At 62.0% G+C, this 25,165-nt stretch carries 21 protein-coding genes; 4 read left to right on the plus strand and 17 right to left on the minus strand.

Annotated features, from left to right (window positions below; all coding sequences use genetic code 11):
* Window positions 1-46: 46 nt before the first annotated feature.
* The 5 genes from ABC729_RS16520 to asnB are packed head-to-tail and all read right to left on the minus strand — an operon-like array spanning window position 47 to window position 6,772.
* Window positions 47-1,561, minus strand: a complete 1,515-nt coding sequence (locus tag ABC729_RS16520) for a hypothetical protein (protein WP_495608709.1) — start codon at window positions 1,559-1,561, stop codon at window positions 47-49.
* Window positions 1,542-2,732: a glycosyltransferase family 4 protein gene (locus ABC729_RS16525; RefSeq protein WP_495608710.1), complete on the minus strand. Its 1,191-nt coding sequence runs from the start codon at window positions 2,730-2,732 to the stop codon at window positions 1,542-1,544. The genes ABC729_RS16520 and ABC729_RS16525 overlap by 20 nt, the downstream gene beginning before the upstream one ends.
* The gene (locus ABC729_RS16530) at window positions 2,729-4,120 is read right to left on the minus strand and encodes a hypothetical protein (RefSeq protein ID WP_495608711.1); all 1,392 of its coding nucleotides are present in this window, start codon (window positions 4,118-4,120) and stop codon (window positions 2,729-2,731) included. Before ABC729_RS16530 ends, ABC729_RS16525 begins: the two co-directional genes overlap by 4 nt.
* 55 nt (window positions 4,121-4,175) lie before the next feature.
* Window positions 4,176-4,976: a glycosyltransferase family 2 protein gene (locus ABC729_RS16535; RefSeq protein ID WP_495608712.1), complete on the minus strand. Its 801-nt coding sequence runs from the start codon at window positions 4,974-4,976 to the stop codon at window positions 4,176-4,178.
* A complete protein-coding gene (gene asnB, locus ABC729_RS16540; protein ID WP_495608713.1) occupies window positions 4,973-6,772 on the minus strand; it encodes an asparagine synthase (glutamine-hydrolyzing) in 1,800 nt (599 codons plus the stop codon). Before asnB ends, ABC729_RS16535 begins: the two co-directional genes overlap by 4 nt.
* A 147-nt stretch (window positions 6,773-6,919) precedes the next feature.
* Between asnB and ABC729_RS16545 the strand changes: the two genes are divergently transcribed.
* Both ABC729_RS16545 and ABC729_RS16550 read left to right on the plus strand, forming a co-directional pair.
* Window positions 6,920-8,329, plus strand: a complete 1,410-nt coding sequence (locus ABC729_RS16545) for an O-antigen ligase family protein (RefSeq protein WP_495608714.1) — start codon at window positions 6,920-6,922, stop codon at window positions 8,327-8,329.
* Between the two features lie 28 nt (window positions 8,330-8,357).
* Entirely contained in the window at window positions 8,358-9,557 is a 1,200-nt protein-coding gene (locus tag ABC729_RS16550; RefSeq protein ID WP_495608715.1) for a hypothetical protein, read from the plus strand.
* Here the strand turns inward: ABC729_RS16550 and ABC729_RS16555 are convergent.
* The 7 genes from ABC729_RS16555 to ABC729_RS16585 all read right to left on the minus strand — a co-directional run bounded on the left by ABC729_RS16555 (window position 9,538) and on the right by ABC729_RS16585 (window position 18,520).
* Window positions 9,538-10,287 carry an SDR family oxidoreductase gene (locus ABC729_RS16555; RefSeq protein ID WP_495608716.1) on the minus strand — a complete coding sequence of 250 codons (750 nt, stop codon included), beginning with the start codon at window positions 10,285-10,287 and terminating at the stop codon, window positions 9,538-9,540. The two genes, ABC729_RS16550 and ABC729_RS16555, sit on opposite strands and share 20 nt — an antisense overlap.
* Window positions 10,284-11,519, minus strand: a complete 1,236-nt coding sequence (locus ABC729_RS16560; RefSeq protein WP_495608717.1) for an FAD-binding oxidoreductase — start codon at window positions 11,517-11,519, stop codon at window positions 10,284-10,286. Before ABC729_RS16560 ends, ABC729_RS16555 begins: the two co-directional genes overlap by 4 nt.
* 77 nt (window positions 11,520-11,596) lie before the next feature.
* Window positions 11,597-13,054 (minus strand): UbiA family prenyltransferase, encoded by a 1,458-nt coding sequence (locus ABC729_RS16565; RefSeq protein ID WP_495608718.1) that lies wholly within the window; start codon window positions 13,052-13,054, stop codon window positions 11,597-11,599.
* Window positions 13,055-13,327: 273 nt separating this feature from the next.
* Window positions 13,328-14,089, minus strand: coding sequence for a hypothetical protein (locus ABC729_RS16570; protein WP_495608719.1), 762 nt, complete (start codon window positions 14,087-14,089; stop codon window positions 13,328-13,330).
* Complete coding sequence (locus ABC729_RS16575; protein ID WP_495608720.1) at window positions 14,058-16,292, minus strand: GumC family protein; 2,235 nt, start codon at window positions 16,290-16,292, stop codon at window positions 14,058-14,060. Before ABC729_RS16575 ends, ABC729_RS16570 begins: the two co-directional genes overlap by 32 nt.
* A 38-nt stretch (window positions 16,293-16,330) precedes the next feature.
* On the minus strand, window positions 16,331-17,614 hold the full coding sequence (locus ABC729_RS16580; RefSeq protein ID WP_495608721.1) for an outer membrane beta-barrel protein: 1,284 nt from the start codon (window positions 17,612-17,614) through the stop codon (window positions 16,331-16,333).
* Window positions 17,615-17,800: 186 nt separating this feature from the next.
* A complete protein-coding gene (locus tag ABC729_RS16585) occupies window positions 17,801-18,520 on the minus strand; it encodes a metallophosphoesterase family protein (protein WP_495608722.1) in 720 nt (239 codons plus the stop codon).
* 229 nt (window positions 18,521-18,749) lie between these two features.
* On the opposite strand from ABC729_RS16585, the gene ABC729_RS16590 reads away from it, so the two are divergent.
* Entirely contained in the window at window positions 18,750-19,352 is a 603-nt protein-coding gene (locus ABC729_RS16590) for a polysaccharide biosynthesis/export family protein (protein WP_495608723.1), read from the plus strand.
* A 228-nt stretch (window positions 19,353-19,580) separates the two neighbouring features.
* Here ABC729_RS16590 and ABC729_RS16595 read toward each other — a convergent pair whose 3' ends face one another.
* Window positions 19,581-20,684, minus strand: a complete 1,104-nt coding sequence (locus tag ABC729_RS16595) for a hypothetical protein (RefSeq protein WP_495608724.1) — start codon at window positions 20,682-20,684, stop codon at window positions 19,581-19,583.
* Window positions 20,685-20,874: 190 nt separating this feature from the next.
* Here ABC729_RS16595 and ABC729_RS16600 point away from each other — a divergent pair, with 190 nt between their 5' ends.
* A complete protein-coding gene (locus tag ABC729_RS16600) occupies window positions 20,875-22,062 on the plus strand; it encodes a glycosyltransferase family 4 protein (RefSeq protein ID WP_495608725.1) in 1,188 nt (395 codons plus the stop codon).
* An 18-nt stretch (window positions 22,063-22,080) separates the two neighbouring features.
* Here ABC729_RS16600 and ABC729_RS16605 read toward each other — a convergent pair whose 3' ends face one another.
* The 4 genes from ABC729_RS16605 to ABC729_RS16620 form a co-directional block, all read right to left on the minus strand.
* Window positions 22,081-22,818 (minus strand): FkbM family methyltransferase, encoded by a 738-nt coding sequence (locus ABC729_RS16605; RefSeq protein WP_495608726.1) that lies wholly within the window; start codon window positions 22,816-22,818, stop codon window positions 22,081-22,083.
* A 118-nt stretch (window positions 22,819-22,936) separates the two neighbouring features.
* A complete protein-coding gene (locus ABC729_RS16610; RefSeq protein WP_495608727.1) occupies window positions 22,937-24,130 on the minus strand; it encodes a nucleotidyltransferase domain-containing protein in 1,194 nt (397 codons plus the stop codon).
* Complete coding sequence (locus tag ABC729_RS16615) at window positions 24,072-24,452, minus strand: hypothetical protein (protein ID WP_495608728.1); 381 nt, start codon at window positions 24,450-24,452, stop codon at window positions 24,072-24,074. The genes ABC729_RS16610 and ABC729_RS16615 overlap by 59 nt, the downstream gene beginning before the upstream one ends.
* Before the next feature lie 14 nt (window positions 24,453-24,466).
* The gene (locus tag ABC729_RS16620) at window positions 24,467-25,162 is read right to left on the minus strand and encodes a division plane positioning ATPase MipZ (protein WP_495608729.1); all 696 of its coding nucleotides are present in this window, start codon (window positions 25,160-25,162) and stop codon (window positions 24,467-24,469) included.
* Window positions 25,163-25,165 lie beyond the last annotated feature (3 nt).

The following is a 25,165-nucleotide window of genomic DNA, read 5'->3' on the forward strand; positions in this document are numbered from 1 at the left end:
TGATGAGGCCGGGATTGACGATGACGCGCTTATAGCCTGATGGCGATCATTTCAACCAGACAAGAAGGAAGTGGCGCAGCCGGTCCCGAAGCCAGAGCCGCTGCCCCCGGCTCAACAGCAGCAACGGGGTCAGCAGCACCATGGCCAGCGTGAAGAAGCCCAGATGCAGGGCCAGTTCCAGCGCCCCTCCCCCCAGCGACCACAGCGACAGAGGCCAGGCCACCGCCGCCGCGCAGGCGATCCCCAGCAGGGCATAGCCGAATCCGTTGCCCAGCACGGTGCCTGTCACAACCCCGCTGACCCAGCGGGCGGCCAGCAGCGCCCCCAGGGCCTCCATTGCTGCCAGCGCCAGTATGAACAGTGGCAGCCCGCCCAGCGGGTAGAGCAGGGCCGCCAGGGTCAAGCCTCCCAAGGCGGCGATGCCGGTTGCCAGGGCCGTTCCCCAGGGACGATTGAGGAAGACCGGCATCGCCAGCGCCGCCTGTGCCGGGCTTGCCAGCAAGACCCCGGCCAGCAGCAGGCTCAATGACAGCCGGTCCCCCTCCAGATGCCCATGGGTCCACACGCCGACCAGGGCTGGCGTAAAGACGACCAGACCCGCCGCGGCCATTCCGCCCAACCCCGTCAACAGACGGTTGGTCTTCAGCAGCAGTTCCCCCGGCTTGCTGGGATCCCCCCGCAGTTGGTGGTCGGCCATCTCCACCCCGCTCCCCAGGGCCAGTTGCCCGATCAATTGCCGCACCAGCCCCGCCAGCGTCCGCAGAAGCGAGAAGCCGACGATCACTTCCGCTGTTACCGCGAAGGCCTTCAGCAGCAGGATCGGACCATGGACCCATAGGGCATTGGCCAAGGCGGCCAGGGTGAAGCCTGGCAAGGTTTCCACCATGGTCCGCCGATCCCCCCTGTCGGGCAACAGGGGGGCCCATGGCAGGGGGCCGAAACGCCGCCCGATATCCCGCCACAGCCAGCCCAGCCCCGCCGCACCCAGCAGAACCTGTGAGGCCGCAGCCCAGAACAGGCCCGCCCCGCCCAGGGCCACCGATGCCAGGGCCAGAGCCTGCACCAGACTGATCAGATTGTGGCGGGCAATTCCCAGCCCGTAATGCCCATGCGCCCGGTAGATGCTGGTCAGCAGGTTGCGCGGATGCATCAGGGACTGGCTGAACAGCAAAAGCCCGAAGGTCGCTCCCGCATGGGTGGGAACCGGCCCCAGCAATGCGATGATCAGCCCTAGCAGCAGCAGAATTGGTACAAGCAGCCCCAGCAGGGTCAGGCCGACCCGCAATTCCCGCCGGCCCCGCGTCAGATCACCAGACACCCAGGCCTGATGCAGGCGGTTGGCGAAATGCCAGCTGAGCCCGAAATCAATCCCCGCTACCATCCCGGCCAGCGCAGTCAGCAGCAACCAATCGGCATAGTCTTCAACCCCCCAGCCCAGGATCAGGACAGGGACCAGCAGCACCTGTTGGGCGATACGCACCCCAAGATCCAGCATCTGTGCCGCATAATTACCGGCCAACCGGCGTTTCAGGGATGGCCGTTCAGTGGGGGGCGGTTGCATGGGCTGCTTCCTGGGGCAAAGGGGCTGCGCCCACAAGGCTGGCCATCCGTTGGGCGCAGTCCATCCAGCTGCCAGTTCGGTCACGGGCGCTATGCACCGCCGCTGCCGCCATGCGCTGGCGCTGGTCCGCCCCTTCGTACAGCAGGCGGATATGATCGGCCAGTTCATTGATATTACGGGGAGGTAAAACGTATCCGGTCACGCCTGATTCTATCAGGTCAGCGGCACCAGCATTATGGGTGGTGATGACGGGCAGGCCGCAGGCCTGGGCCTCGGCCACGACCTGGGCAAAGCCATCCTCAATGGTGGGCAGCACGAACAGGGAGGCGCGGGCCAGCCTGTCGCGCAGTTGATGGTTGGGGATATGGGGTATATGGCGGAACAACCCTTCATAGGGGGCCAGGATCGCCGGCGCTTCCCGTGCCAGCCCGCCCACCAGCAGCAATTCCGCATTCGGCAGCCGCAGCCGGCGCCAGGCCTCCAGCAGATAATGCTGTCCCTTGCGCAGCCCGATCTGGCCGACACAGACGACCCGGAACAGGGGATCAGGCCGTTCATCGGGCCGCAGCGGATGGAAGCGTGACAGGTCGATACCGGGATGGGCCACGCTGACCCGGTCGCCGGGAAACCCCGCCGCAATGAAGCCGCGCCGCGCGAAATCCGACATGACCAGCATGTGATCGGCCTGCTCGATCTCGGCCAGCCGGCGGGGCCCCACCCGCACGGGATCGACCAGATGCCCCAGCCCCAACCTGTCCCGTTCCTCATTGACCAGACGTGCGAAGCTGTCGGGATGGGAGGTGACGGCATGGCCGACCACCCGCGCCCCCTCGGCCCGCGCCCGCGCCATCAGCCGGTCGGCCAGTTCCCCGATCACCATCAGCCAATGGTCTGCCGGCTGCCAGTCCCGCAGCACCTGTGCCTGCCAGATATCGCCATAGCGCGTGTGCCAGAGCGAGCTGTCCCGAGGGGGCAGCCAGCGCAGATGCGCGTTCAGCAGATATTCCTTGAACCAGAAGTTCCGCACCTGCTCCGCCGCCAGACCCAACCGGGCCGCCGTGGTGCTGCGGCGATGGGCGTAATAGAAGCGCCCCAGCGGCACCAGGCCCGCCAGAGGGGCCATCACATGCTGATAAAGATACAGGCCATTGACGGCGACATTCACTGTCATTGCCGCCGTGATCCCAGCAGGGCATGGCGTGCATAGGCCCAGCACACGCCACCGAACAGACAGGCAAAGGCGTTGATGGTGGAATGACCCGTCACCTGACCGGCCAGCAGCACGATCCCGCTCAGCCCGAAAAGCACCAGTGGCGTGGCATCCGCGCCATGGCCCACGGCGCGGATGCACATGCGCAGCAGCCAGCCCGTGAACAGGATACGCAGCGCGATGCAGATGATACCCAGCAGCGGTCCCAGATCGACGATATGGCGATGCCAGTCATCCTCGGGCTGCATGTCCACCGGCAACAGTTCCAGCAGTACCGCGGCATTGGTGCCATATCCCAGACCCCATCCGAACAAAGGGATGTCATCCAGGGCCAAAGAGAAGCTGATGAAGATGCGGAAGGCGCGGCCTACGATGCCATAGGCGTAAATTTCCTCCTCATCCGCCTGTGCCAGGATGAAGCGCTCAGTCAGGGCCTCGAACACGCTGGGAAAGGCAATGGATATCAGGGCCGCGGCGGCCAGCGCGATGATCAGCGGCATGACGGCTGTCTTGAAGAACCGTTGACGTGACAGCAGGATGGCCCCCGCCAGATAAGCAAAGGCCACCACGATCCCAGCATGTACGATTGAGCCGCGATTACCGCTGAGCGCCACGCAGATCAGGGAGGCCGCCAATCCGCACATCAGAAGTGGCATGCCAATCTCGCGTCGTTGCCGTCCCCGCAGCAGGAAGCCGAGCGCGATGGCAAAGGTTGTGACGCTGAAAATATAGGCGCCATTGCTGGAGGTGAAGGGGCCGGTGGCGCGCACAATGCCCAGGGCCAGACCCAGATTCTGGAAGACTTCGCCTTCCTCCTGGCCGGTGCCGATATTCAAGGGGTGGCCTGCATCCACCTGACTTTGCAGGACCATCAGGGGGGCTGTGAAGATGGCAAACCACAGAACATGCCGGCCAAGCCGATCCAGATCCGCTGGTGTGAAGGCCTGCGCGATCAGGGGGATGAGCGGCAGATAGAGCAGATAATTGCGCCAGCCATAGATGGACAGGATGATCGATTGTTCATAAGGCGAGAACAACGCCTGGGCTGCCAGCAGAAACGGTACCACCATCGTTCCCAGGGTGAAAATGATCACCATGGCATTGTTCAGGCGCAGAAACCCCGCTTGGAAGCCGATGAAGAAGGCCAGGACCAGCAGCGGATCACGCAAGAACAGGATGAGCCGGTGCTGGTCCGGGAAAGCCCATTTGCGCAGGACCCCCTCCAGGATCGTCATCCAGAGAACGGCCATGACCAGGCGCACGACCCAGCGGCGCGACGCTTCCACGCGCATATACCCGGCCTTCAACCGGTGATCGGCGTTTTCGGCCCAGGCCTGAGAGATGGTCATCGGCACTTTCCCAGGAGAAGCAGGCGCGGGACGGTAGAACTGCCACTATCGAAGATCAAGGGCGTTGCAACCGTTCCAGGAGCTGGCGGGTCATTTCGTACCACCCGTACATCAGGGCATATTCCAGCCCTGCCCGCCCATCCCGGAAACCACCGCGGATCAGGTAATGGTAAAGAAAGCGGGCGATGGCGCGTGCCGGCCCCGGAACCATGGCCGCCAGTCGCCGTCGGGCCGTGACATGGCCTGCCCCTGTCTGCTGGGCTGCCGCCTCCTGGGCCGCCAGCCCGACATGTTTGCGCAGCCAGCCCGCCAGATCGCCGTCGAAGAAGTGATGCGCATAGGGAATGTCGATCACCTGCTGATGCAGGTCCGCAGCGATGGTTTCGCCATGCCCTGTTGCGGCCGGCACGAAACAGACCCGGTCACGGCGCACCAGCCGGGGATGCAGGATCGGATAGCCGGGCGCGTGGCGCAGGGGCTGGCCCTTGAAGACCAGGATCGAGGTCACCTGCCCCACATCCATGTCGTCACGGTGACGGCCGTCGCGTTCGAACCAGTCGAAAAAGCCGGGGGCATAGATTTCGTCGGCATCAATGAACAGGACCCAGGGACTGGTGATCCCGCATTCCCGCAGGCTGAAATTCCGCTGCGCCGCGAAGCCGGGCCAGGGGTTGGTGCGGATGATACAGCCATGGGCGGCGGCAATCGCCGGTGTGTCGTCATCGCTGCCGCTGTCCAGGACCAGCACGGGATAATGTTCCGGGATGGCCGCCAGACACCGGGGCAGGCGGGCGGCCTCATTGCGGGTCAGGATCACGATGGTCAGGATGGCCCCATCCAGGCCGGGACGCCTCATACCGTCACCTCGGCTATCCCGCCGAAGCCGGGCCAGGTCCGTATCAGTTGCCGGGCCCAGCCCCGCCTTCCGTCACGGCTGCCGGGCGCTTCATCCGCCAGCCAGGTGCCGAGCGGGACCGTAAACCCAGTCTTGGGTCGCCGTCGTAGCCAGTCGGGCAGCGGCGGCGTGGCAGCGGCGGCCAACCTGTCCTTGCCCAGCCGGCGGCTCCGGTCCACAAGGCCGGGAAGCAGGGCCCGGAACAGGGTCAGATCCACCAGCGGTGTCCGCACCTCCACCCCATGCGCCATTCCAGCCCAATCGGCATCGCGTAGTAACTGGTCACGCATATAGCAACGCATTTCCAGCATCATCACCTGTAAATATGGATCGGTGATCCCTTCTACCAGGCGGGCCAGAAGCCCTGATAGGTCCAGCCGTTCCCAGCCCTCCCGCAGCAGATCGGGCGCCAGCAGGGCGGGCAGTTCCCAGGGCATGAAGACGGCCCGCCGCAGCAGCCAGGCGGCTGGCACCGACCCCCCATATTCCAGCAATCCGGCCCATTTCGGCGCCCTGGCCCTGACTGCCAGAGGGCTGGCCAGCCGTCGCAGACCTAGCCCCAGACCGGGCACAGCCGCCAGTGGTCCCAGCCAGGCCGACAGTCGCGGGACCTGACGGAAGGACGGATAGCCCCCCAGCAATTCGTCTCCCCCCAAGCCCGACAGACAGACTTTCAGGCTCTGGGCGCGGGCGCTCCGACTAACCAGATAGGTATTGATCCCATCCAGGCTGGGCTGATCCATGGCGGCCAGCAGCCCACCGAGTGCGTCGGTCAGCGTATCTGGCCCCAACCGGTCAATGACATGGCGCGCGCCATAGGCCGCAGCGGCCGCAGCGGCCGGGGGTGTTTCGTCTTCCAGCCGCCCCTCAAAGCTGCTGAACCCCAGTGTCAGGGCCGTCACGCCTGTCGCCGACTGGGCCTGGGCCAGGGACAGTAAAGCGCAGCTGTCGATCCCGCCTGACAGGAACAGTCCGACCGGTACATCGGCGACCAGATGGTGGCGCACCGTGTCAGCCAGTGCCGCAGCGACGGCATCGTCCGGCAAGACAGCGGCCCGCGCCGACAGAAGATCGGCGTGCGGATCGGCGAAGGTGCCCCGCTCCTCATGCCCCGCCCTGTCCAGACGCAGCCAGCTGCCGCCGGGCAGGGCCTCGACATTGCGGCGGCAGGTAAAGGGTTCCGGCACGAAGCCAAGCGTCAGGAACCCGACAATCGCGGCCGGATCGACCCCACCTGCCAGCCCAGTCCTTTCCAGGGCCATCACCTGTGAGGCGAAGGCGATCCCATCCGACCGGCGGGTCAGATAAAGCGGCTTGATCCCGAAAGCGTCGCGGGCCAGCAGCAACTGACCCTGCCTCGCGTCCCAGATGGCCAGGGCGAACATGCCCCGCAGCCGGGGCAACATGGCAACGCCGTGCAGGCGGTAGAGATGCAGCAGCACCTCGGTATCGCTGTTGGAACGGCACTGGATGCCATGCGCTTTGAGATCGGTGCGCAAAGCCTGGAAATTATAGATCTCGCCATTGAAGACAATGACGGTCTGCCCATCAGCGCTGCTGAAAGGCTGTGCTCCTGCCGGCGTCGGATCGATGATGGCAAGCCGCCGGTGCCCGAATGCGACGTGGCGGTCGTCGGAAAACCAATGCCCTTCCCCGTCGGGGCCACGCGCCGCCATCGCATCCGTCAGGCGGTGTGGCAGATCGTCAGGGACGGGTGGTGCCGCGCTGAAACGCATGATTCCGGCAATGCCGCACATCAGATAAGTCCCCCGCAGCGGTCTGGGGTACCAAAACGGGCAGCTACGAAGCCGGAACCTTTGGGCATCGCGCCATTTCCCTTGCGTCGAGGCGTCTACCCGGTATTAACGGAATTCCCGCACAGGTTCTACAATCCTAGGCTTGCCGTGACACCAAGCAATTTGATTTTCCGGCTGCTGGTTCTGCTGGTTGTGTTGTCGCCGCTCCCCCTGGGAAGCAACCGGCCTCTTGCCTGGTCGATGCTCAGCGCCGGCACTGGCTCTCTGCTGGCCCTGTGGACCTGGTATCAGGCGACGAGTCGGGTGACAGCAGCGCTGCCCTGGCAGGTTTTCAGGCCGGGGCTTTTTCTGTTGCTGCCTGTCCTGCTCTGGACCCTTTTGCAGACGTTTGATGCCGGCCTGCCACAGGCCTGGCACTCTCCCCTCTGGCGTGAAGCAGAGACCGCTTTGCCGGGGCACACGCTGGCCGGCACCGTCGCGCTGGACCCCGGTCAGGCCGCCGCCTCTATCATGCGGCTTCTGTGCTACCTTGGCATTTTCTATATGGCTGCACAGTTTGGTCGTGACCGGGCACGCGCCAGACAAGGGCTTTTGGCGATTACCTTTGCAGGCCTTGCCTATGCCACCTATGGCATCGTGGCCCATTTCGCCGGCGGCGACTATATACTCTGGTTCCGGAAATGGGCTTATCTCGGTGATCTGACCTCGACCTTCGTGAACCGCAATGCTTATGGCGCCTATGCCGGGATCGGCCTGGTCTGCTGCATGGGGCTTGTCCTGAATGGCCTGTCCGGCCAGCATGGGCGGGGCCGCACCTATCAGGTGGCAGAACAGTTCGCGGTACGGGTCGTGCCCTTCCTGGCCATGGGGCTGGTTCTCTGCACAGCCCTGCTGCTCAGCCATTCCCGGGCCGCTTTGGGGGTCACGGTCCTGGGTCTGGTGGTGCTGGGAGGGGCGATGGCCATGACGGCGAAGGTGAAGCGCAAGACAGCGCTCTTTTCCTTTCTGGCCTTGGGTCTGGCGTCGCTTCTGGTCTTTCTGCTGGCTGGCGATGGGATGGTGGAGCGGTTTGCCGAACATGGGGTCAGTGACGAGACGCGGGCCGAGCTTTTCCGTCTGACCTTCCTGGCCATCAAGGATGCTCCATGGACCGGTCACGGCTATGGCAGCTTTCCAAGTGTTTTCCCCCTGTACAGGGACACAAGCCTCCCCGCGCCGGAACTGTTCAATCAGGCCCATAACATCTATCTGGAGCTGATGCTGGAACTGGGCGTGCCGGCCACCTTGCTGTTCTGTGCCGCCCTGATCTGGGTGGGCGGTGTCTGTTGCCAGGGGCTGGTTCGCCGTCGTCGCGATTATGTCTATCCGGCCGTAGCTCTATCGGTGCTGGTCCTGCTGGGCACCCATGGCATTGTGGATTTCAGCGCCCAGATGCCGGCCATTGCCGCCACGCTGGCTTTCCTTCTGGGTCTGGGCTTTGCGCAGTCGTTCCCGGCAAACCACCTCAATGGCGAAAGCATTGAAAATATGAATCTTGCGTCTGCGCCAGTGCACTAGGGGTGTTACCATTTTGGGTACAGGATTTATGACTGCGAACATTGTGCCGACCCTGCTGGGGAAACAATGGCCTTGGATGGTGTTGACCTTCATCGCGGTCAGTTCAGCCGTTGCCCTCTTCCCATTGATGGAGGAGTTGCCGGTCTATCTCCATCAGGCGCGTTATCTGGTTGATCATGGCACGCTGAACGGCAGCCCGTTTGTTATGGCGCAGGACAAAGCGACTTATCCGGTTGGGTACTCTTTGCTGATCTCACCTGCAATGGCGTTGGGTGGAGAATTGGGTATCCAGGTGTGGCAAGCATTGGTGGCGGGGCTGACAGCATGGCTGTTCATTCATGGCGCATTGGCAACACGCAACAAGGTTAGTTTTTCTTTCGCCATCATTATTTTCTTTGTCTGTATACACCCGTATATTTTATTGAATATATCGCGTATCAACGAAAGCGCCTTCAGCGTAGGGCTTGTCCTTCTTCTGGCAGGTTGGGTCATTCACAGCGAACGCTTCGACAGTTGGGTTTGGGGATGCGTCTTTGGTGTCGCGCTGGGATTACTGATGTCGATGCGCGCCAACGCTTTGATATTCCTGGCCCTTCCTATGCTCTCTGCCCTGGCGGGCGGTGCAAGGAAACGATGGTTGGCTGCGTTAATCACGGTGTCTGTCAGCCTGGGTATCTATGCTGCCCTGATGTTTATTGCGACCGGGGATCCGTTCTATTTTCCGAATATCGGGCCTTACAATTTTTTTGCCGGCTATAATCGGCACACCATGGAACAGCTTCTGCTGAAGCAGAATGCCGAGCCAGCTCTGCTGGCGTATCTGGAAACCCGCGGACAACCCTATCCATCATCTGCTGAATTCAGCAGCATGGCGTGGGAGTTCATTCGTGAGAACCCGCTTCGGGCCGCCGCACTTCCGTTTGTGAAAACGCTGGTCTTGTTCAGCCCTCGCTGGCTGCATGCGGATAATGCCCTGGAACTGCTGATACAATGCGTTCTGAGCCTACCAATATTGATATACAGCGTTGTGGCATTTCGTACCATACGCCATGGGGGTGGGCGTTACGTGGCTTGGCAAGTGCTGTTCATTTGCCTCTACATCGCTCCCTTCGTGTTGACTAATGCGGATCCACGGATGCGGCTGCCATTAGATATCGCGCTGCTGGCGTTCACACTTAGCCTTTGGCAGCGTTATGATCAGGGTGTCGTCAGAACCGTAACCGCTTGAATACCGGTTCAGGCAAGGCGCGGATAACAGCCATGATCAGGCGCCAGATGGGCCGGACATATACAATGTCACGGTGGCGCGACCATGCACGGTACACGCATTCCCCCACCTCCTGCGGACTTGCGGTCAGGGGGGCGGGCAGGTCAAGCGCTCTGGTCATTGCCGTGCGCACGAAGCCTGGCTTCACCGTGATCACTTGGATTTTAGTATCCGAGAGCCGGGCGCGAAGGCCGGAAAGAAAGGCTGTCAGTCCGGCCTTGGCCGAGCCATATACATAATTGGCAGCCCGTCCACGGTCACCCGCGACAGAGCTGACTCCGATCAGCGCGCCGCCTTTCCCCCTGGCAAGAAGGAGGTTGGCGCAAAGGGAGAGCAGAAAGGCTGGTCCTTCGAAATTACTGCGCATAATCAGTGTCGCATGCTCTGTATCCCGTTCCGCCCGACCTTGATCACCCAGCAGTCCGACGACACAGACCACAATGCCCGGCATGGGCGACAGCCCATTGATCGTGGCCTCAGCCTCGGCACCATGAAGCACATCCAGTTCCACCAGGGCCACGCTTACACCATGCCGGATGCTGATATCCTTGGCCTCTGGCTCTAACTCTGCGCTTCTGCGGGCCGCCAGAATCAAGGCGTGGCCTTGTTTGGCAAAGGCACGACCAATTGCCTGTCCGATATCGGAGCGTCCCCCCAGGATAAGGACTGGTTCCCTTGAAAGATCGCTCATAATTCCAGCCGCCGCGACAGGTTGGATTGGAAAAGCCCGGCACCATAGTTCCGTCTGACGTCCTGGAATTGGGCGAGGCTGGGATAGGATTGACGAAGCGTGTCCGCTGACATACGGGCATCCTTTGCCAGATAGAGGCGGCCACCATGGTCGATGGTAATGGCGTCCAGACGGTCAGCAAGGGCTAGGTTCGCAGGGGAAACCGGAAAATCCAGCGCTAACGTGTAACCATCCATCGGGAACGACAGCAAGCCGCCGCCGGCCGGTCCAAACTTCTTCAGCACTGCGAGGAAAGAGCCCGTGCCAGCCCGCGCGACGGCGTCCAGCAACAGGCGCAGGCCGACCGCGGCTGTGGCGCGTGGAAGCACGGATTGGTGTTGGAAGAACCCGCGACGCCCATAGAGGCGGTTCCATCCCGCAATTCGGTCAAGTGGATAAAAATAGCTTTCCCAATCGACGAGAGACCGACCAGTTCGGCCCAGACCGTAATAGAGGTGGTTGAAAGCACGGATTGTCGATGGCCGTAGCGCCCCCCCCGATGGTGCCCAGGGCAAAGGGATTGTCCGTCGTGCTGTGGGGAATGCCGGCAGGTCCGATGGTAATTCCGCGCGCGTAAGATGTTCGCCACAGAACAGGAGCGACCGGCCCAGCTTCATGCCGGTTGCTATGCAGTCAATCCATGCTACCGAGTATGTCGCCGTTGCGCATCTGTCGAAAGCATCCATGACCGCAGCTAGATCCCTGCACCGCACGGTATCCTGGACAATCCACCCCGTTTCAACAGGCATCAGCCGCAACTGAATCTTATTAATCACCCCGGTCAATCCCATTCCCCCGCAGGTCGCGAAGAATAGGTCCCTATTCATCCGGGGAGAACAGGTCAGAGTCTGGCCATTGGCCAGTGTTACCTCCAGCCCTTCCAGAAATGCGGATAGGCAGCCGGCACCGTGATGGTTCTTTCCATGAACGTCGGCCGCAACCATGCCACCCAGGGTGATGTGCCGTGTGCCCGGTGTAACGGGGGGGAACCAGCCAGTAGGCAGGAACAATTCAATCAGGTCTGAAAGAAGCACCCCACTTTCGCAGGTCAGCAGACCGTTCACGGGGTCAAAATCCAGGATACGATTGTGTCGCGCCGTCAATAGTGTCGCGTCGGGATTTATCGCTGCATCGCCATATGATCGTCCATTTCCCCGAGCGATCAGTGAGGGCGCCGCGTTCAGCCGGTCCATGATCTCTGCCGTCCCGCGCGCTGTCAGGGTGCGGCATGCCGTGACTGGGTAATTTCCCCATCCGGAAAGGGGACGCATCACGGAAGACTGCTCCAAACCAAGGCAGCGGCACAGAGTGCGCCACACAGCCAGGTCACCCTGTCCTTCAGTGCGAAGATCACAGGATCATCATGCATCTGCCCCCTGTGTGTCAGCAGCAAGACGCGATTGACCCAGTAAAGCAGAACTGCGCACACCAACCAGAGCCCATGTGGCTTTTGATAAAGCGTCAATACCGCGTCGCTGCTGATATAAAGCGTCATCACAATGACGCTGGCATAAAAGGACGCCGTGGACATCACCAAGAGCAGAGGCAGGTCATCCTGCCCATAGCCGCGTCCGGGCACCTGTCCCGTACCTGCGGATGTTCGGTCCTTAAGCTCTGTGTGACGCTTCACAAGCGCCAGCGCCAGGAAGATGAACATCGAGAAGGCGAGCATCCAGGGCGATAAGGGAATTGATATTGCAACCGCGCCCGTGAATACGCGGAGTGAGTAAAGTCCTGCCAGGGTCATGACATCTGCAACCGCATGGCGTTTAAGCCATAGCGAGTAGGCGCTGGTGGCCGCCAGATAGCCGATCAGGGCAAAAAGGAACCCAGCCGGCAAAGCCAGGGCTGGAAGGAGGGCCAGAATAGCCAGGATCGGGACCATGGCCATGGCATGCAGGACGGGCACCTGACCTGTCGCGAGAGGGCGTAGGCGCTTGCGAGGGTGCTGCCGGTCCCTTGTAATATCAACAATGTCATTGGCTGTATAAACGGCTGATGCACTCAAGCAGAAGGACACGAAGGCCAGAAAAAGTGAAAGGCCGTTTTCCAGGCTGACAGCATGCCCGGCGATCATTGGCAATAGCAGAAGAAGGTTTTTCAACCATTGGTGAGGGCGGATCAGCGCCAGATAGCCACGTAGGTCTGACGGGCCAACCTGGATGCACAAACAGTCTGGATGACTGGCAGAGAGCCGCCGCGCCATCGAACTTCCATCTTTCACAACGGCGATGACACGCCGCGCATGGGCCCACACAGCGAAATCAGCGGTCGAATTTCCGGCATAGTCAAAACCACCCGATCCGAAGGCACGGCACAGCGTTTCCGCCTTTGCTTCCCCCTCCAGGTTGGTCGTGCCGTCAGAGGCAAAAACGCCATCAAAAAGACCGAGGTGATCGGCCACGACCTTGGCCTGTGCCTGATCAGCAGCCGTCGCCAGATACAGCTTACGGCCTTCTGCCCTTGCCTGTTTCAGCAAACTCAACATATCGGGATTATAGGGTAGGCTGTCAGGCATCATCGCGGCATATGCGGCGAGGTGTGCCTTCATTCTAGCTTTCCCACCGAAAAGCCAGGATGCCATATGAAGCAGCTTTAACGGCTTTGTCGCGGCGAGTTGCCCAACAGCTTCATAAAGCAGATCAGTCGTCACCAGTGTGCCATCCAAATCGACAACCAGGGGAACAGCATCGTGGGCTTTCGATGCTGGGGGAGCGGAAATAGACATGGAATTATGCATTGTCTGACCGCAAACTTCCCTCACAGTCCCTCACTTTCAGACTTCACGTAAGGCTGGCGTGGCCGACTGGCACATATTACCAGAGCCATGGTAGATGCCCCTGATATATGCATCTTCCTGAAACGCCGACGCCGACGCCGGCACCGCATCCGTAGCTTGGGCGTCATGTCGCCCGTGCTTTTTGCTGTGGCAGTCGCCGCCGGAGCTGTGTCCAGTCAACCGAAAACCGCTCCCACCGCACAATTCACCCTTTGGGTGGCGTTACCTGACATACTCGGATTGCGTCTCTCCCTTCTCATGGTGCAAGCGGATGAAACGATCCATATCGGCCTGGGTCAGCCTGTCCAGGGCGGCGGCGATGAATTCCTGCGCCCTTTCGTCCATGGGCTGCCATGTCAAGGCACTGGGCTGGATCACCCAAAGCAGTCGGACTTGGCGGGACAGCAGGCTGCGTTGCTCTTCGTTCAGACTGTCCAGCAGATCCAGCCCCAGCCGTAGCCGCGACGGCATCAGCTGTGGCGACAGGGGGGCCGCCAGCAGGGACATCCGCAAGGCTTGCCCCGCCCCCAGGCGATCCCCCGTCCGCGCCCGCAGATAGGCCAAGCGTGCCCAGGCATCGGTATTGCCAGGATTGCGGGCAAGCCCCTCTATCGTGGCATCCATCGCCTGCCGCAGCAGCAGAGGGGCCTGTGCTGTTTCCATCCCGCTCTGTCGCAACAACAGCAGGCCGCGATCAGCAAGCAGGCGGGCATCACCCGTCATGCCCCCGAAATCATCAATGGCATCGGCGGCCTTGGCATAGGTTTGCGCGGGCAGGTTCTGCCGTTTGTCAGGCCGGTTCTCCAGCACTGCGGCCACAACAGTCCGTGCGCCGATGACATTCATTTCCCCCACCAGCCGGGGCATCGCCAGAACCAGCAGAGCCAGGGCCAGGCCCCCCGCGATGCCCAGGCTGATCCTGTCCAGAGGAGGCCTGGCCGCAGCGGCCGCATCACTCGGTGTAATATTCCCGATAGCGCCCATAATAGGTCCCGTAATCGCCGTACCCGTAGCGTGAGTGCTTGCGCTGATTGACCTGTGACAGCACGACGCCATGCAGATTGACCCGTGCCTCACGCAGCAGCTTGATGCCGTTGCGCACAGCGTCGCGGGCCGTGAAGTTCCAACGTACCAGATAGATGACACGGTCCGCCACGCTGGCCAGGACGCGCGCATCAGCGACGGCCAGGACAGGCGGCAGGTCGATGATAACCCGGTCATACTGGCTGGCGAGATTACGCAGCAGGACCGACATGTCGGCTTCCCGCACCTGATCGGCGATGTTGGGGGACGTGCCGGCAGGGATGAAATCCAGGCCCTGCGCGATGGAGGAAATGATGACATCCTCCGGCTTGGCTGTCCCATCCATCAGCTGCAGCAGACCACGGCTGTTTTCGATATTGACCATGGTATGCAGACGCGGGCGATGGATATCGGCATCGATCAACAGCACGCGCTTGCTGGATCTCGCGCTCATCACGGCCAGACACAAGGCCGCGAACGTTTTGCCTTCCTTAGGGATGGACGATGTCAGGGCGACGATTTTTGGCTGCGCCTCCTCCCCTTCAGCACCCATTTCCAAGGTCACGCGCAGATTGCGCAGCGCATCAGCGATGGCGGAACGGGGGTTGCTCGCCAGTTCCTCCACCATCTTGTCCTTGGCCCCGCGATGCAGGGGCACGACCGCCAGCGTCGGTACGCCCGTGACTTCCTCCGCTTCGTCGGAGGAGCGGATGGCATTGTCCAGCCGGTCCAGCACAAAGACCAGGATCAGCCCGAAACCCAAAGCCAGCAGCGAGACCAGCGACAGAGTCCGCATGGGTTGCGGATAGGTGGGGGCTCCGGGAATTTCGGCCTGGGTGATCACGCGGGCATTGGCCCGCTGGATACCACCCTGGGATTCTGCATCACGCCGGAACCGCTGCAGAAAGGCCTCGTAAAGGCTGCGTGTGGCCTCGGCCTGACGCTCAAGTTCCCGCAGCCGGACCTCGGCACCCCCGGCGACATTCACTTCCGACCGCAGAGAGTCCAGCTCGCGCTCCAGCGTCCTGACGCCGGCCACCGAGACTTCCACCTCGTTCGCGATCGCCTGCGCGATCCGCTGCATTTCGGCTTCGATCTTGCCCCGCAACTCCTCCAGATCGGCCCGGTAGGCAACAAGACGCGGATGGCGTTCGCCATAAATCTTCAGCGCCTCCGACATTTCGCGAACCAGCGTTGTCTCCTGCTCCCGCAGGCGCTGGATCAACTGGGACTGCAAGGCGTCATAGGAAGAGGCGATGTTGCCGCTGGACCGGATCAGGGTACGGACCTGATCCAGGCGGGCCTGTTTCTGGGCCAGTTCGGTGCGCGCGACGACCAACCGGGAATTCAGTTCCGACAATTGCTGATCGGTCACTGTGATCTGCCGATCGCCCTTGCGGCGTAGGCCATGCTGGGACCGGAAATCCTCCACGGCGGCTTCCGCGACCTGCACGTCGGCCTGCAATGTGCGGATACGTTCCGCTAGCCAGTTGGTGACGCGGCGGGCATCGTCGAAAGTGGCTTCCAGCCGATCCAGCACATACAGCTCTGCCACCATATTGGCGATGCGGGCCGCCTTCTGTCGGTCGTCCGACGTAAAGGTGATTGTGATCAGGAAGGAACGGCGCTGTGCCTGCGCATCCAGACGGGACAGGAAGGCGCTGACGATCGCGTTATCCTGCGCCGACCGGGCATCGCCTCCTGTCTCCCTGTCCGGTGTGTCGGACGGGATGTCCTTGATCCAGCTCAGCGGATTGATGGAGGTCAGGAAATTCTGCATGGCCGAGGCCTTGCGCAGGGCCGGATTGAATTCCGGATCGTTGCGCAGGTCGAGCTTGTCTATGACGCGGCGGGCCAGCATCGTCGAGGTGAGGATACCGACCTCGGTTTGGATGACAGCGTCATTGAGGCGCCAACGGGAATCCGCGCGCGAGTTCATCGCATCAGTGGCTTCCGGCGCATCAATCACCAGTTCAACCTGCGCCGTGTAGAGCGGGACAGCCTGTTGAAGACGCAATAAGGTGGGGATGATCATCAGCAGCCAGCAGGCCATGATGATGTACTTACCACGCCAAAGGACGCGCCAAGCCCATCGCAGGGTTTGGCGTGCATCCATCATGGCATCGGCGGCCCCTGGGGTGCTCCGGTCGCCAGCCATTGTCATCAGGTACTTCCCATCTCAAAAAAGGACGTTCTACCGCCTTAAAGCCGGGTGCCCACACGTAGCAGCATGGTGACCTGGTCATAGCTGGCACCGGCGCGGTTGGAATCGCGGCTGCGGAATCCGACCTCGCCCCCCACATACCATTCACGGGACAAGGCATAGATCACGCGGGCCTTGCCGTCATAATTCCAGGAATGCTCACTCGTGCCGGTATAATCCTCATAGGCGGTGTTCGCAATGAAGGTGGCCACGATGTTCCGCGCGAACTCATGGCGCACGATCAGGCCACCACCCGTGCGCACGATGGAGGAGGACGAGGCGCTGAGGGTTTCCTGGACCGTGCGTTCCAGCGACGGGATAAGCACGGTCATCCGGCTGGGTGTCCAGTTGAAGCTGGCGCGGACCGACATGCCGGACGGGTCCTTCAGAACAGTGTCCTTGTAATCCTGTTCGAAATAGCCGACGACGAAATCGCCCTTGATCACTTCGCTGATATCCAGACCGATACCGCCCTCGATGCGATAGCCGTCGCTGGAGCGGTTGCGGTTATTGTCATCGACGCGGTCATCATAGTCCCGCTTGTTGACAGTGGCATCAAGCACGGCGGAGAGGCCCGGCTTGAATTCATAGGAGCCACGACCGCGCAGTTTGTACTCCCAACGGTCACGATCATGGTTGTTGATCGTGGTGCCGGTGGAGGTTTCGGTATTGCCGAATATCCGGCGGTCAAATCCGAAATCACCGCTGAACACGTAGCGGCCCTGCTGCAGGCGGGTTCCGACCTGGCCGGATGTCGTATAGGTCTCTGCCGGGCTTTTACCCTGCTGGACATCGGGGCTGCCGCGATCCTCACCACGATTCACGAAGCTGAGATTGCCGGTCGCCTCCCAATTCCGTTGAATATCCAAGCGACCATCAGCGCCGATATTCGCATCCAGGCGGTTGTCGTCCTCATATTTCTTGAACAGATACTGTTCCAGTTCGCCGCGCAGATTCAGCTCATGCTGCGTGAAGCGCGACCGCATGCGAATTTCAGGGGCAATACGGGTGATCGCGTCACTGCGCTTGTCCTTTTCCTGTGCGAACACGTTATCGGAATAGGTCGCATCCACTTCCAGGCGCGGAAAGATCAGGAAGGAGCCGGCTTCAATCCCCTTGGGCTGGTAACTGTCGGCGACCCGCTTTTCGTCTGTCTCGCCAGCCGCGTCTGCGGCACCCTTGGTCTGTTCCTGGGTAATCTTAGCGGCACTTTGACGACGGTCCTGTTCAGGCGCTTCCTGTGCCAGGGCAGCAGCAGAATGCAGGAAAAGGCATATACCCAATCCCAACGCCATGGTGGCGTTGGATGTTCTGGAAAAAAGAAGCCCCTTCCGCATAGGTCGTTCCCTGATCGCCATCGAATACCCCTACCTGTCCTAGCTATACTCTTTTCCCCAACATGCATGCCACAATAGATTGCATCTTCCTTTGACGTCAGGCTCATTCACGCATTGAGCCTCCCTTCCGGGTCACGTAATCAGGAAGCGCTGTCGGTCGTCCTCCAGGGCAAGGGCTGTTAAACGGCCTGTCGCGTAGGCACCCGTATCGATGCCGATACGCCAGCCCAAGGGCTCCGGCGCGTCAGTGATCGTATGTCCATGCACAATGACGGGCGGGGCGGGGCGGCGGTGGCTGAGGAACTCATCCCTGATCCACATCAGATCGGTCGGGTCCTGCCGGTCCAGGGCGATACCGGGACGGATGCCGGCATGGACGAACAGGTAGTCGCCGATGGTCTGGGACAGGACTGTTTTTTCCAGAAAGGCCCTGTGCGCCTCCGGGAGCCGTTCTGTCAAGCTGCCGGCCAAGGCCTGGCAGCGTTTCGCGTCGGTGGTTTCCGGCGATGCGATTATCCCGTAACTGGCCAGGGTTTCAGCACCACCAAAGCGCAGCCATTGCCGGGCCTCCAGCGGTTCGCGCAGGAAACCCAGCATGGCATCCTCGTGGTTGCCGCGCAAAAAAACCTGCGCATCACCCGGCAGATTTCCGCCTGAGAGCAGGTCCAGCACAGCACGGCTTTCAGCCCCCCTGTCCACGTAATCGCCCAGGAAAACCAGGGTGACGTGACGCCCCTGCCCCTGTGTCGCGATATCCGCCGCCAGAAGTTCCAGAAGACGACGCAGCGGCGTGGTTTCACCATGGATGTCGCCGATGGCATAGACCAGCCTGCCCTCCGGCACCCGTGCCATGACAGGGGAAGCCCCTGTGTCGCCGGAACGCCAGAGACGCCGCCACCATCTGCTTGCGAAGACCATTCCCGCCTTGTTCCTTCAGCCCAGAACCATTTCATGACAGTCCGACATCGTCAGCCTGCCGGGCTTGTTTTACAGCAGGCAGCGGGCTAGACCGATGCTTATATGATGAGGTGCATGCTATGGCTGTAAACTGAAGCAGTCATCCGCTGAGGGAGAAGGGTGTATGACGTATGGGTTGAAGACTTTCCGGGCGTGGCGTGACGGTCTGTTGCTTCTACCGGTACTGGTACTGGCGGCCTGTGGGACGGGTGGCGGTCGCAGCGCGCCGACAGAGGCGGCCCCGATGACCATCAGCAATCCCGCCGAAAGTTATCGGCTGGAACCAGGGAACCGCGTCCGTATCACCGTCTTCAATGAACTCAACCTGTCGGGTGACCTGACCCTTGACCCGGCCGGTAACATCACGATGCCGCTGGTCGGCAATATCCCGGCCAGTGGCCTGACAGCCCGCGACCTTGCCAAGCGGGTGGAAGAGGCTTTGATCCGGGCCTCGCTGATGCAGACGCCCAATGTCTCGGTCGAGGTCCAGACCTTCCGACCCTTCTATGTGCTGGGCGAGGTCCGCCAACCTGGGGAGTTCCCCTATATCAGTGGCATGACGGTGTTGAGCGCCGTGGCCAAGGCTGGTGGCTATGACTATCGCGCGCTTGAGAATGACGTGATCCTGGTGCGCACCATTGATGGCACCCAGAAAGAATATACTGCCGACGAACGGACGCCGATCCTGCCCGGCGATATCGTCCGGGTCCGGGAACGCCGCTTTTAGAGCTGTTTTCCTTTGACTGGAAAACAGCTCTTGTCGTTCGTTTGCCTCAATCGCCGGCGCGGCATCCGCCGCCGGAACTGTTTTCGGTTGACCGGAAACAGCTCTAGAGGGGGGCAAGTTGGGGGTATCTGGTGTTTTGAAGCTGCCGGATACCCCAGAGCCTTAAAACAGGAACGCCCACCTTTTCCAAGGTGGGCGTTCCTGTTTTAAGGCTGGCTTGCAGAACCGTCAGGTCGGGCTGCCGGTCAGGATCGGGTTATTTTCCACAATGGGTGTGGTGGTCTGGTTGTTGTTGTTCTGCTGCTGCGTCGTTTGTTGCGTCGTTTGCTGCTGCTGCGGGGTCTGGGTCGTGGTTCCGCCCGTCTGGGGCGTCTGAGCCGTCTGTGTTGTCGGCCTGGCCAGAATGGCATTCACCTGGGCGGCGTTGGTCGGGTTCGATGAGCTCAACGCTGTGTTCTGGCTTGCCGTATTCAATGTCTGCGTGACGTTTGCTGCCGCCTCCGGTGCTGCGGCGGCAACGGTGTTGCTGGTCGCGGCGGTATAGGCGTTGGACATCACGGCCACGGCGGCCTGGGGGGAGGCCTGATACACAACGGGAGACGAGACCACCGTGGTGACCGACGTCGCGATACTGGCGACAACGGTGGGCGCAGCGGCCTGCGCCTGGGGCTGCACAATGATGCGGGCCGCCGTGGTCACGACATTCATGGTCTGCTGCGGTGCCGCCTGCTGCACAGTGGTGGATTGAACCGTCTGCACCGCCGTGGCGGCCAGTTGCACAGCTGCGGCGGGATTGCTGCTCAGCACCTGTTCGGCCAACTGCACGGCGGCATTGGCGACACTCACGGCCAGGGTGTTGTTACCGGTGTTCTGCGCCACCTGTATCGCCGTCGTGGCCATTGCCGCTGCTTGGGTGGGCAGTGCCGCAACAACAGGCGGAGACACGAAAATACGGGCCGCTGTCGTCACAACCGACTGGGTCTGCTGCGGGGCAGAGGAAGAGACCTGGCTTGTACGTACCGTTTCCAGGGCCGCGCCAGCGGCGGCCATGGCCGCCTGCGGATTGACGGACAGCAACTGCTCTGCTGCGGTCACAACCTGATTGGCCAAAGTGGCAGCGCGGACAGTGTTTCCGCCGGACAGCGTGTTGATGGCGTTGGTCACAGCCGTCCCGTTACCAGACTGGACTGCGGCGCGCAGAGCTGGGGGCAGGGCAGCCATGGCGTTGCCAGCGCTCTGCTGTGCGGCAGCGGGCAGCGACAGGTAGCCTGTTGACAGGATGGAGCCCGTGAGCAGTACCAGGCCCAACGAAACGATACGGCTGCGGGTCATGAACCACCCTCCCCCAGGATCAAAGCGCCCCGGACAGGGGCACAGGAAGTGAAACGCGCGCAATGGTTGCCGGTCTTTTATTGCCAGCGTATCAAGCGCTACGGTAATACGGCGCACCGATGTTCGCAACCTTATGGATCGGCCATGGGGGATGCGATAGCGGAATCCGAGTGCGGAAGAATGGGGATTGATGCGCCTCCTGCTGCATGATTTCGGTGATTATGCCTTTACCCGACAGTTGGCGGCGTGGCTTGCTCAACACGGATATGAAGTGCTGCATGTCCGGGCGGGCGATCTGGGTGGCCCCAATACCCGCGCCGTCGGGGCTTCATCATCGCAATCCCGGGGCCTGTCCTTCTCGGCCTTGCATCTGGGGCGGCCTTTCAACCGGTATCAGCTTGCTGCACGGCTGCGTGATGAACTGGCCTATGGGGGCCAGCTGGTCCAGCTTACCCGTGACTGGCAGCCCGACATTGTCCTGTCGGCCAATACCCCGCCCCTGGTACAATATCGGTTAAACCGAGCGGCGACACGGGCGGGGGCGTATTTCGTCAACTGGGTGCAGGACATTTTCGGGTTGGCCGGCTCGGCCATGCCGGGGGGATGGTCCCTGCTGTTGCCCCTGTTGCGCCATATCGAATTCACCAGCATGCGCAGGGCCGACGCCTTGGTCCTCATTTCCCCGGACTTTCAGGATCGTCTGCGGATCGTCGGTGTTCGGCATGACCGGGTGCTGATCCAGGAGAACTGGGCACCGGTGGATCTGCTGGCGGGGCCTGAGCGGCAGAATGCCTGGTCGCAGGCCCATGACCTCAATGACCGACCGGTGCTGCTGCTGGCAGGGACGCTGGGGCTGAAGCACAATCCCGGCCTTGTCGCCGCCCTGGCCCGTCAGCTGGGATCGACCCCCGAGGCCCGTGTCGTGGTGGTCAGCGAAGGACCGGGCCGGGCTTTCCTGGAGACGGCCCGGGTTCAGCAGGGGGTGAGCAACCTGCTGCTGTTGGATTACCAGCCGGCTTCCTGCGTTCCCGCCATGCTGGCCAGCGCGGATATCGCCATCGTTATTTTGAATCGGGGGGCCGGGGCAGCCTCCGTTCCTTCTAAGCTCTATTCATATGCGGCGGCCGGCCGGCCGGTGCTGGCCGCCATTCCTGCGGATAATCTGGCATACCGCTTGATCCGCCAGCATGGGCTGGGGCTGGTCGTGGAACCGGAGGATGAGGCGGGTTTCCTGGCGGCGGCCCATCGTTTGCTGACGGATACGGCCCTGCGCGCGCAATGTGCCGCCGCCGCCGCCGCCTTCGCCCGGACCCATTGCGATATCGACCGGATCGGGAGCCGCTTCGATCAGCTGCTGCGGAATCTGCGCCCGTCCTGATCTGGGTGGCCGTAATGATCAGCGGCGTTCAAAAAGATGATCGGCCTGGACCAGCATCCCGTCGCGGTCATTGACGCCGTTATGGCTGGAAACAAGCTGAAAGCCGGATTGCGCCAGCTGACCGGCCACGGCGGTCGCCAGCGGCTGGCCCCGGTAAAGTTCCCGCTGTGAGCTTTCTACATAGACCCAGCGGAAGCGATCCAGGACCCCTGACGCCCCGGCAAGCACAGCCCCCTCGGCCCCCTGCACATCGATCTTCAGCAGACTATCGGGGGGAATGGCGGCGGCCGCAAGCAACTGGTCCAGGCGTCTGACCGGCACCGTGATGCGCCCACGAATGCCGGTATCGGGAAACAGCCGCAACTGCTCGTCCGTCGGTTCCAGCAGCGAGGAATTATCATCGCGCCAGGAAACATGCAGCGCCGCCTCACCCTCATGCTCTGCCACGGCCACGCCATGCAGGATCACCCGGCTGCGGTCGGTATCGGCACAAAGGTTGAGCCAGGATGTAAGCCGGGCCAGCGCCACCGGCTGCGGCTCCACCACCTGTATCGCCGCGTCCGGGCAGGATTCCAGGGCCGCCAACAGGAACTGCCCCCGGTTGGCGCCGACATCCACAATCAGCTGGGGCGAAAGTGCCTTGAGAAGCGGAGCATGCTGCACACCAGCCCCGACACCCGACCACAGCGCCACCCGATAGCGGCGCGTGCCCAGAAGACGCAGGGCCTTCAGGAACCGGGCCAGCGACCTTGTCATGACTGTACCTATCCGCCCCATTCCATTTTCCGATCGCGCAGAAAGCAGCTTGCCTGTACAGGCAGCAAGTTTATTCCACCTAAAAAAGATGACGGGTACGTAAGACAGCCCCCTGTCCCTATTCCGGTTTTCCCCGGCAGATCCATATCAGCCGGTTCAGCGCGGCATCGCGGAAACTGTAGAGTACGCGCAGAACCCGCCAGCCTTTATAAAGGCCAATACCCGCCCGCGCCAAATCCAGGGCCTTTATGTTCCGGACAGCCGCTTGATCGCTGCGGGGAGCCTGTGCCCACATCGCCAGGGTCACGGATTCGGCCCGGCGAAGAGCGGACAGGTCGCGCGCCGACAATGGCACCGTGAAAGGAGACGTGATCCCCATCAGTTCGTTGACCAGCCACGCCGCCAGCGACAGGTGTCTTTCACATCCTGCCCGCCGCGCAATCAACGCTGCCTCCTGCCATTCGGCCGTTGACCGATGGATTGCCGCCGCTGCCAAGTCGGCCAGCCAGTATATCCGCGTCCAGCGATGGCGGCTGGCGTGCCAGGCGGCATATGCGATGGTGGCCGCAGGCGACAGGGTGCGTACCTCCTGCCCCGCCACCATTATTTTCACCGAATGGGCGAATGGATCGAAGTCGCTAGCCGCAAACGCCATGTCGGCCTCGGAAAGGCTTGTATGCAGCTCGACAGGCGGTCCGCCATCGCGATGAAACAGGGCTACGGCGTTCGAGGCTGCATGCACATGATCTGTGCTGCCGCCATAGCCGAGATCCCTTAACAGATCGATGGCGGCGGCGGCCTGTGCAGGGCGTATCAGCAGGTCGATATCGCGGCATGACCGTGCATAGATATCGCCGAACAGCATAGCCGACTGCGGAACTCCCTTCAGAACCAGCATCTCGATCCCGGCCGCGTCGAACCGCTCCGCGATCAGCTTTAACCGGCTGCAGAGCAGTAGGGAGGAACGGGCGGCCCGGTTACGCAACTCCCGAAGCTGAGCCTGGACCGCAGGGGGGGCTTCTTTGATAGAATCCAGGAACGGGACCAGGCGATGATGCTCCGTCAGTGTCACGATCTGGGGCCAATCCAATTCCGCAGCCGACGGGGAGGGCCTTCCAGTGAGGTGTGCTGTGACAAGGTCGAGGACAAAGCGCGTTGCAGGGGAAAGAGGCGCGCGCGCCCTGCCCTGATGAAGGCCCTCCCCCGTCATGATCGACCCCGCCGCTTCACGCACAAGCATGCCACAGATAGCTTCAATTCTGGCCAGACCCGGCCCGGCCCGCCAGTTCGCGCTCCAGGGCGGCAACGGCATGTTCCAGCACCTCGCCCAGCACCCAGCCCTCCCGGTCGGCAATGGCCAGGAAGGTGTCGATGGTTTCCTGACGTGCGCGGATGTTGAACTGCACATTGCGGCCGGTACGATGCCGACGCTGTTCGCGCCGGGCGGGCGGTGGGACCGGGATGGAAACGGGGGCGGGTTTCGCTTCCCGGCTGGGGAAGCGGGCCGCCTCCGATACTGCGCGGATGGCGTCGGCGGGCGGGGCCTGGATGTCGCGGGCGGTCTTGGGCGCGAAGCCGGAGAGGTCCAGTCCCTCCTCCCCTTCCCCGAAAATGCTGGCGCGGGACTTGGTCATGTCTGTCGCTCCCTTCAGTACAGGGCTTTATCCACGGTGGCCTTCATGCCGCCCTTCAGGACGGCCACCACTTCCGCCGCGAAGGCCAGCGCGTTTGAGGTTGCGGCCTTGATGTTGGTGACCTGGGACGGGTCCAGATCGGCCAGCGTGCCGCCAAAGGCGAAGATGGCGCGGAAGGCGTCGCGCTCATGCAATTGCGTCTCGAAGACGGGGACATCGTTCTCGGCGAATTCCGCCGCGATGCTTTGCAGGGAGCGCGGGCGGATGGCCGCACTGGTGCGGGTGAACAGCACCGCGAAGGGAATGTCCCGGCGGAAGGCGCGTTCCTGGCTGCGCACCAGCCGGATGGCCTTCACGGCCTCGCCCGCATCCAGCTGTGATCCCTGGCTAGGGATCACCACCAGATCGGCGCGGCTCATGGCGTAGCCAACCATCATGGAGGCCGTCCCTTCCAGATCGACAATGACGAAGGCGGTTTTCTGTGCCGCCTCGTCAATGGCGTCGGTCACCGTCTCTTCCGTCACATCGGCCAGGACCGTCAGATTGGCGGGCTTGCCGGGCAGCCGGGCCCAACGCGAAACCGGTTTGTTCGGATCGGCATCAATGATGGTGACACTGGCCCCCTGCCCGGCCAGTGCTGTGGCCAGCAGAACCGCGGAAGTGGACTTGCCAGCCCCACCCTTGGGGCTGGCGAAAACGATGGTGGGCATGGT

It is taken from the genome of Niveispirillum sp. CC-CTL257 (genome assembly GCF_059489915.1).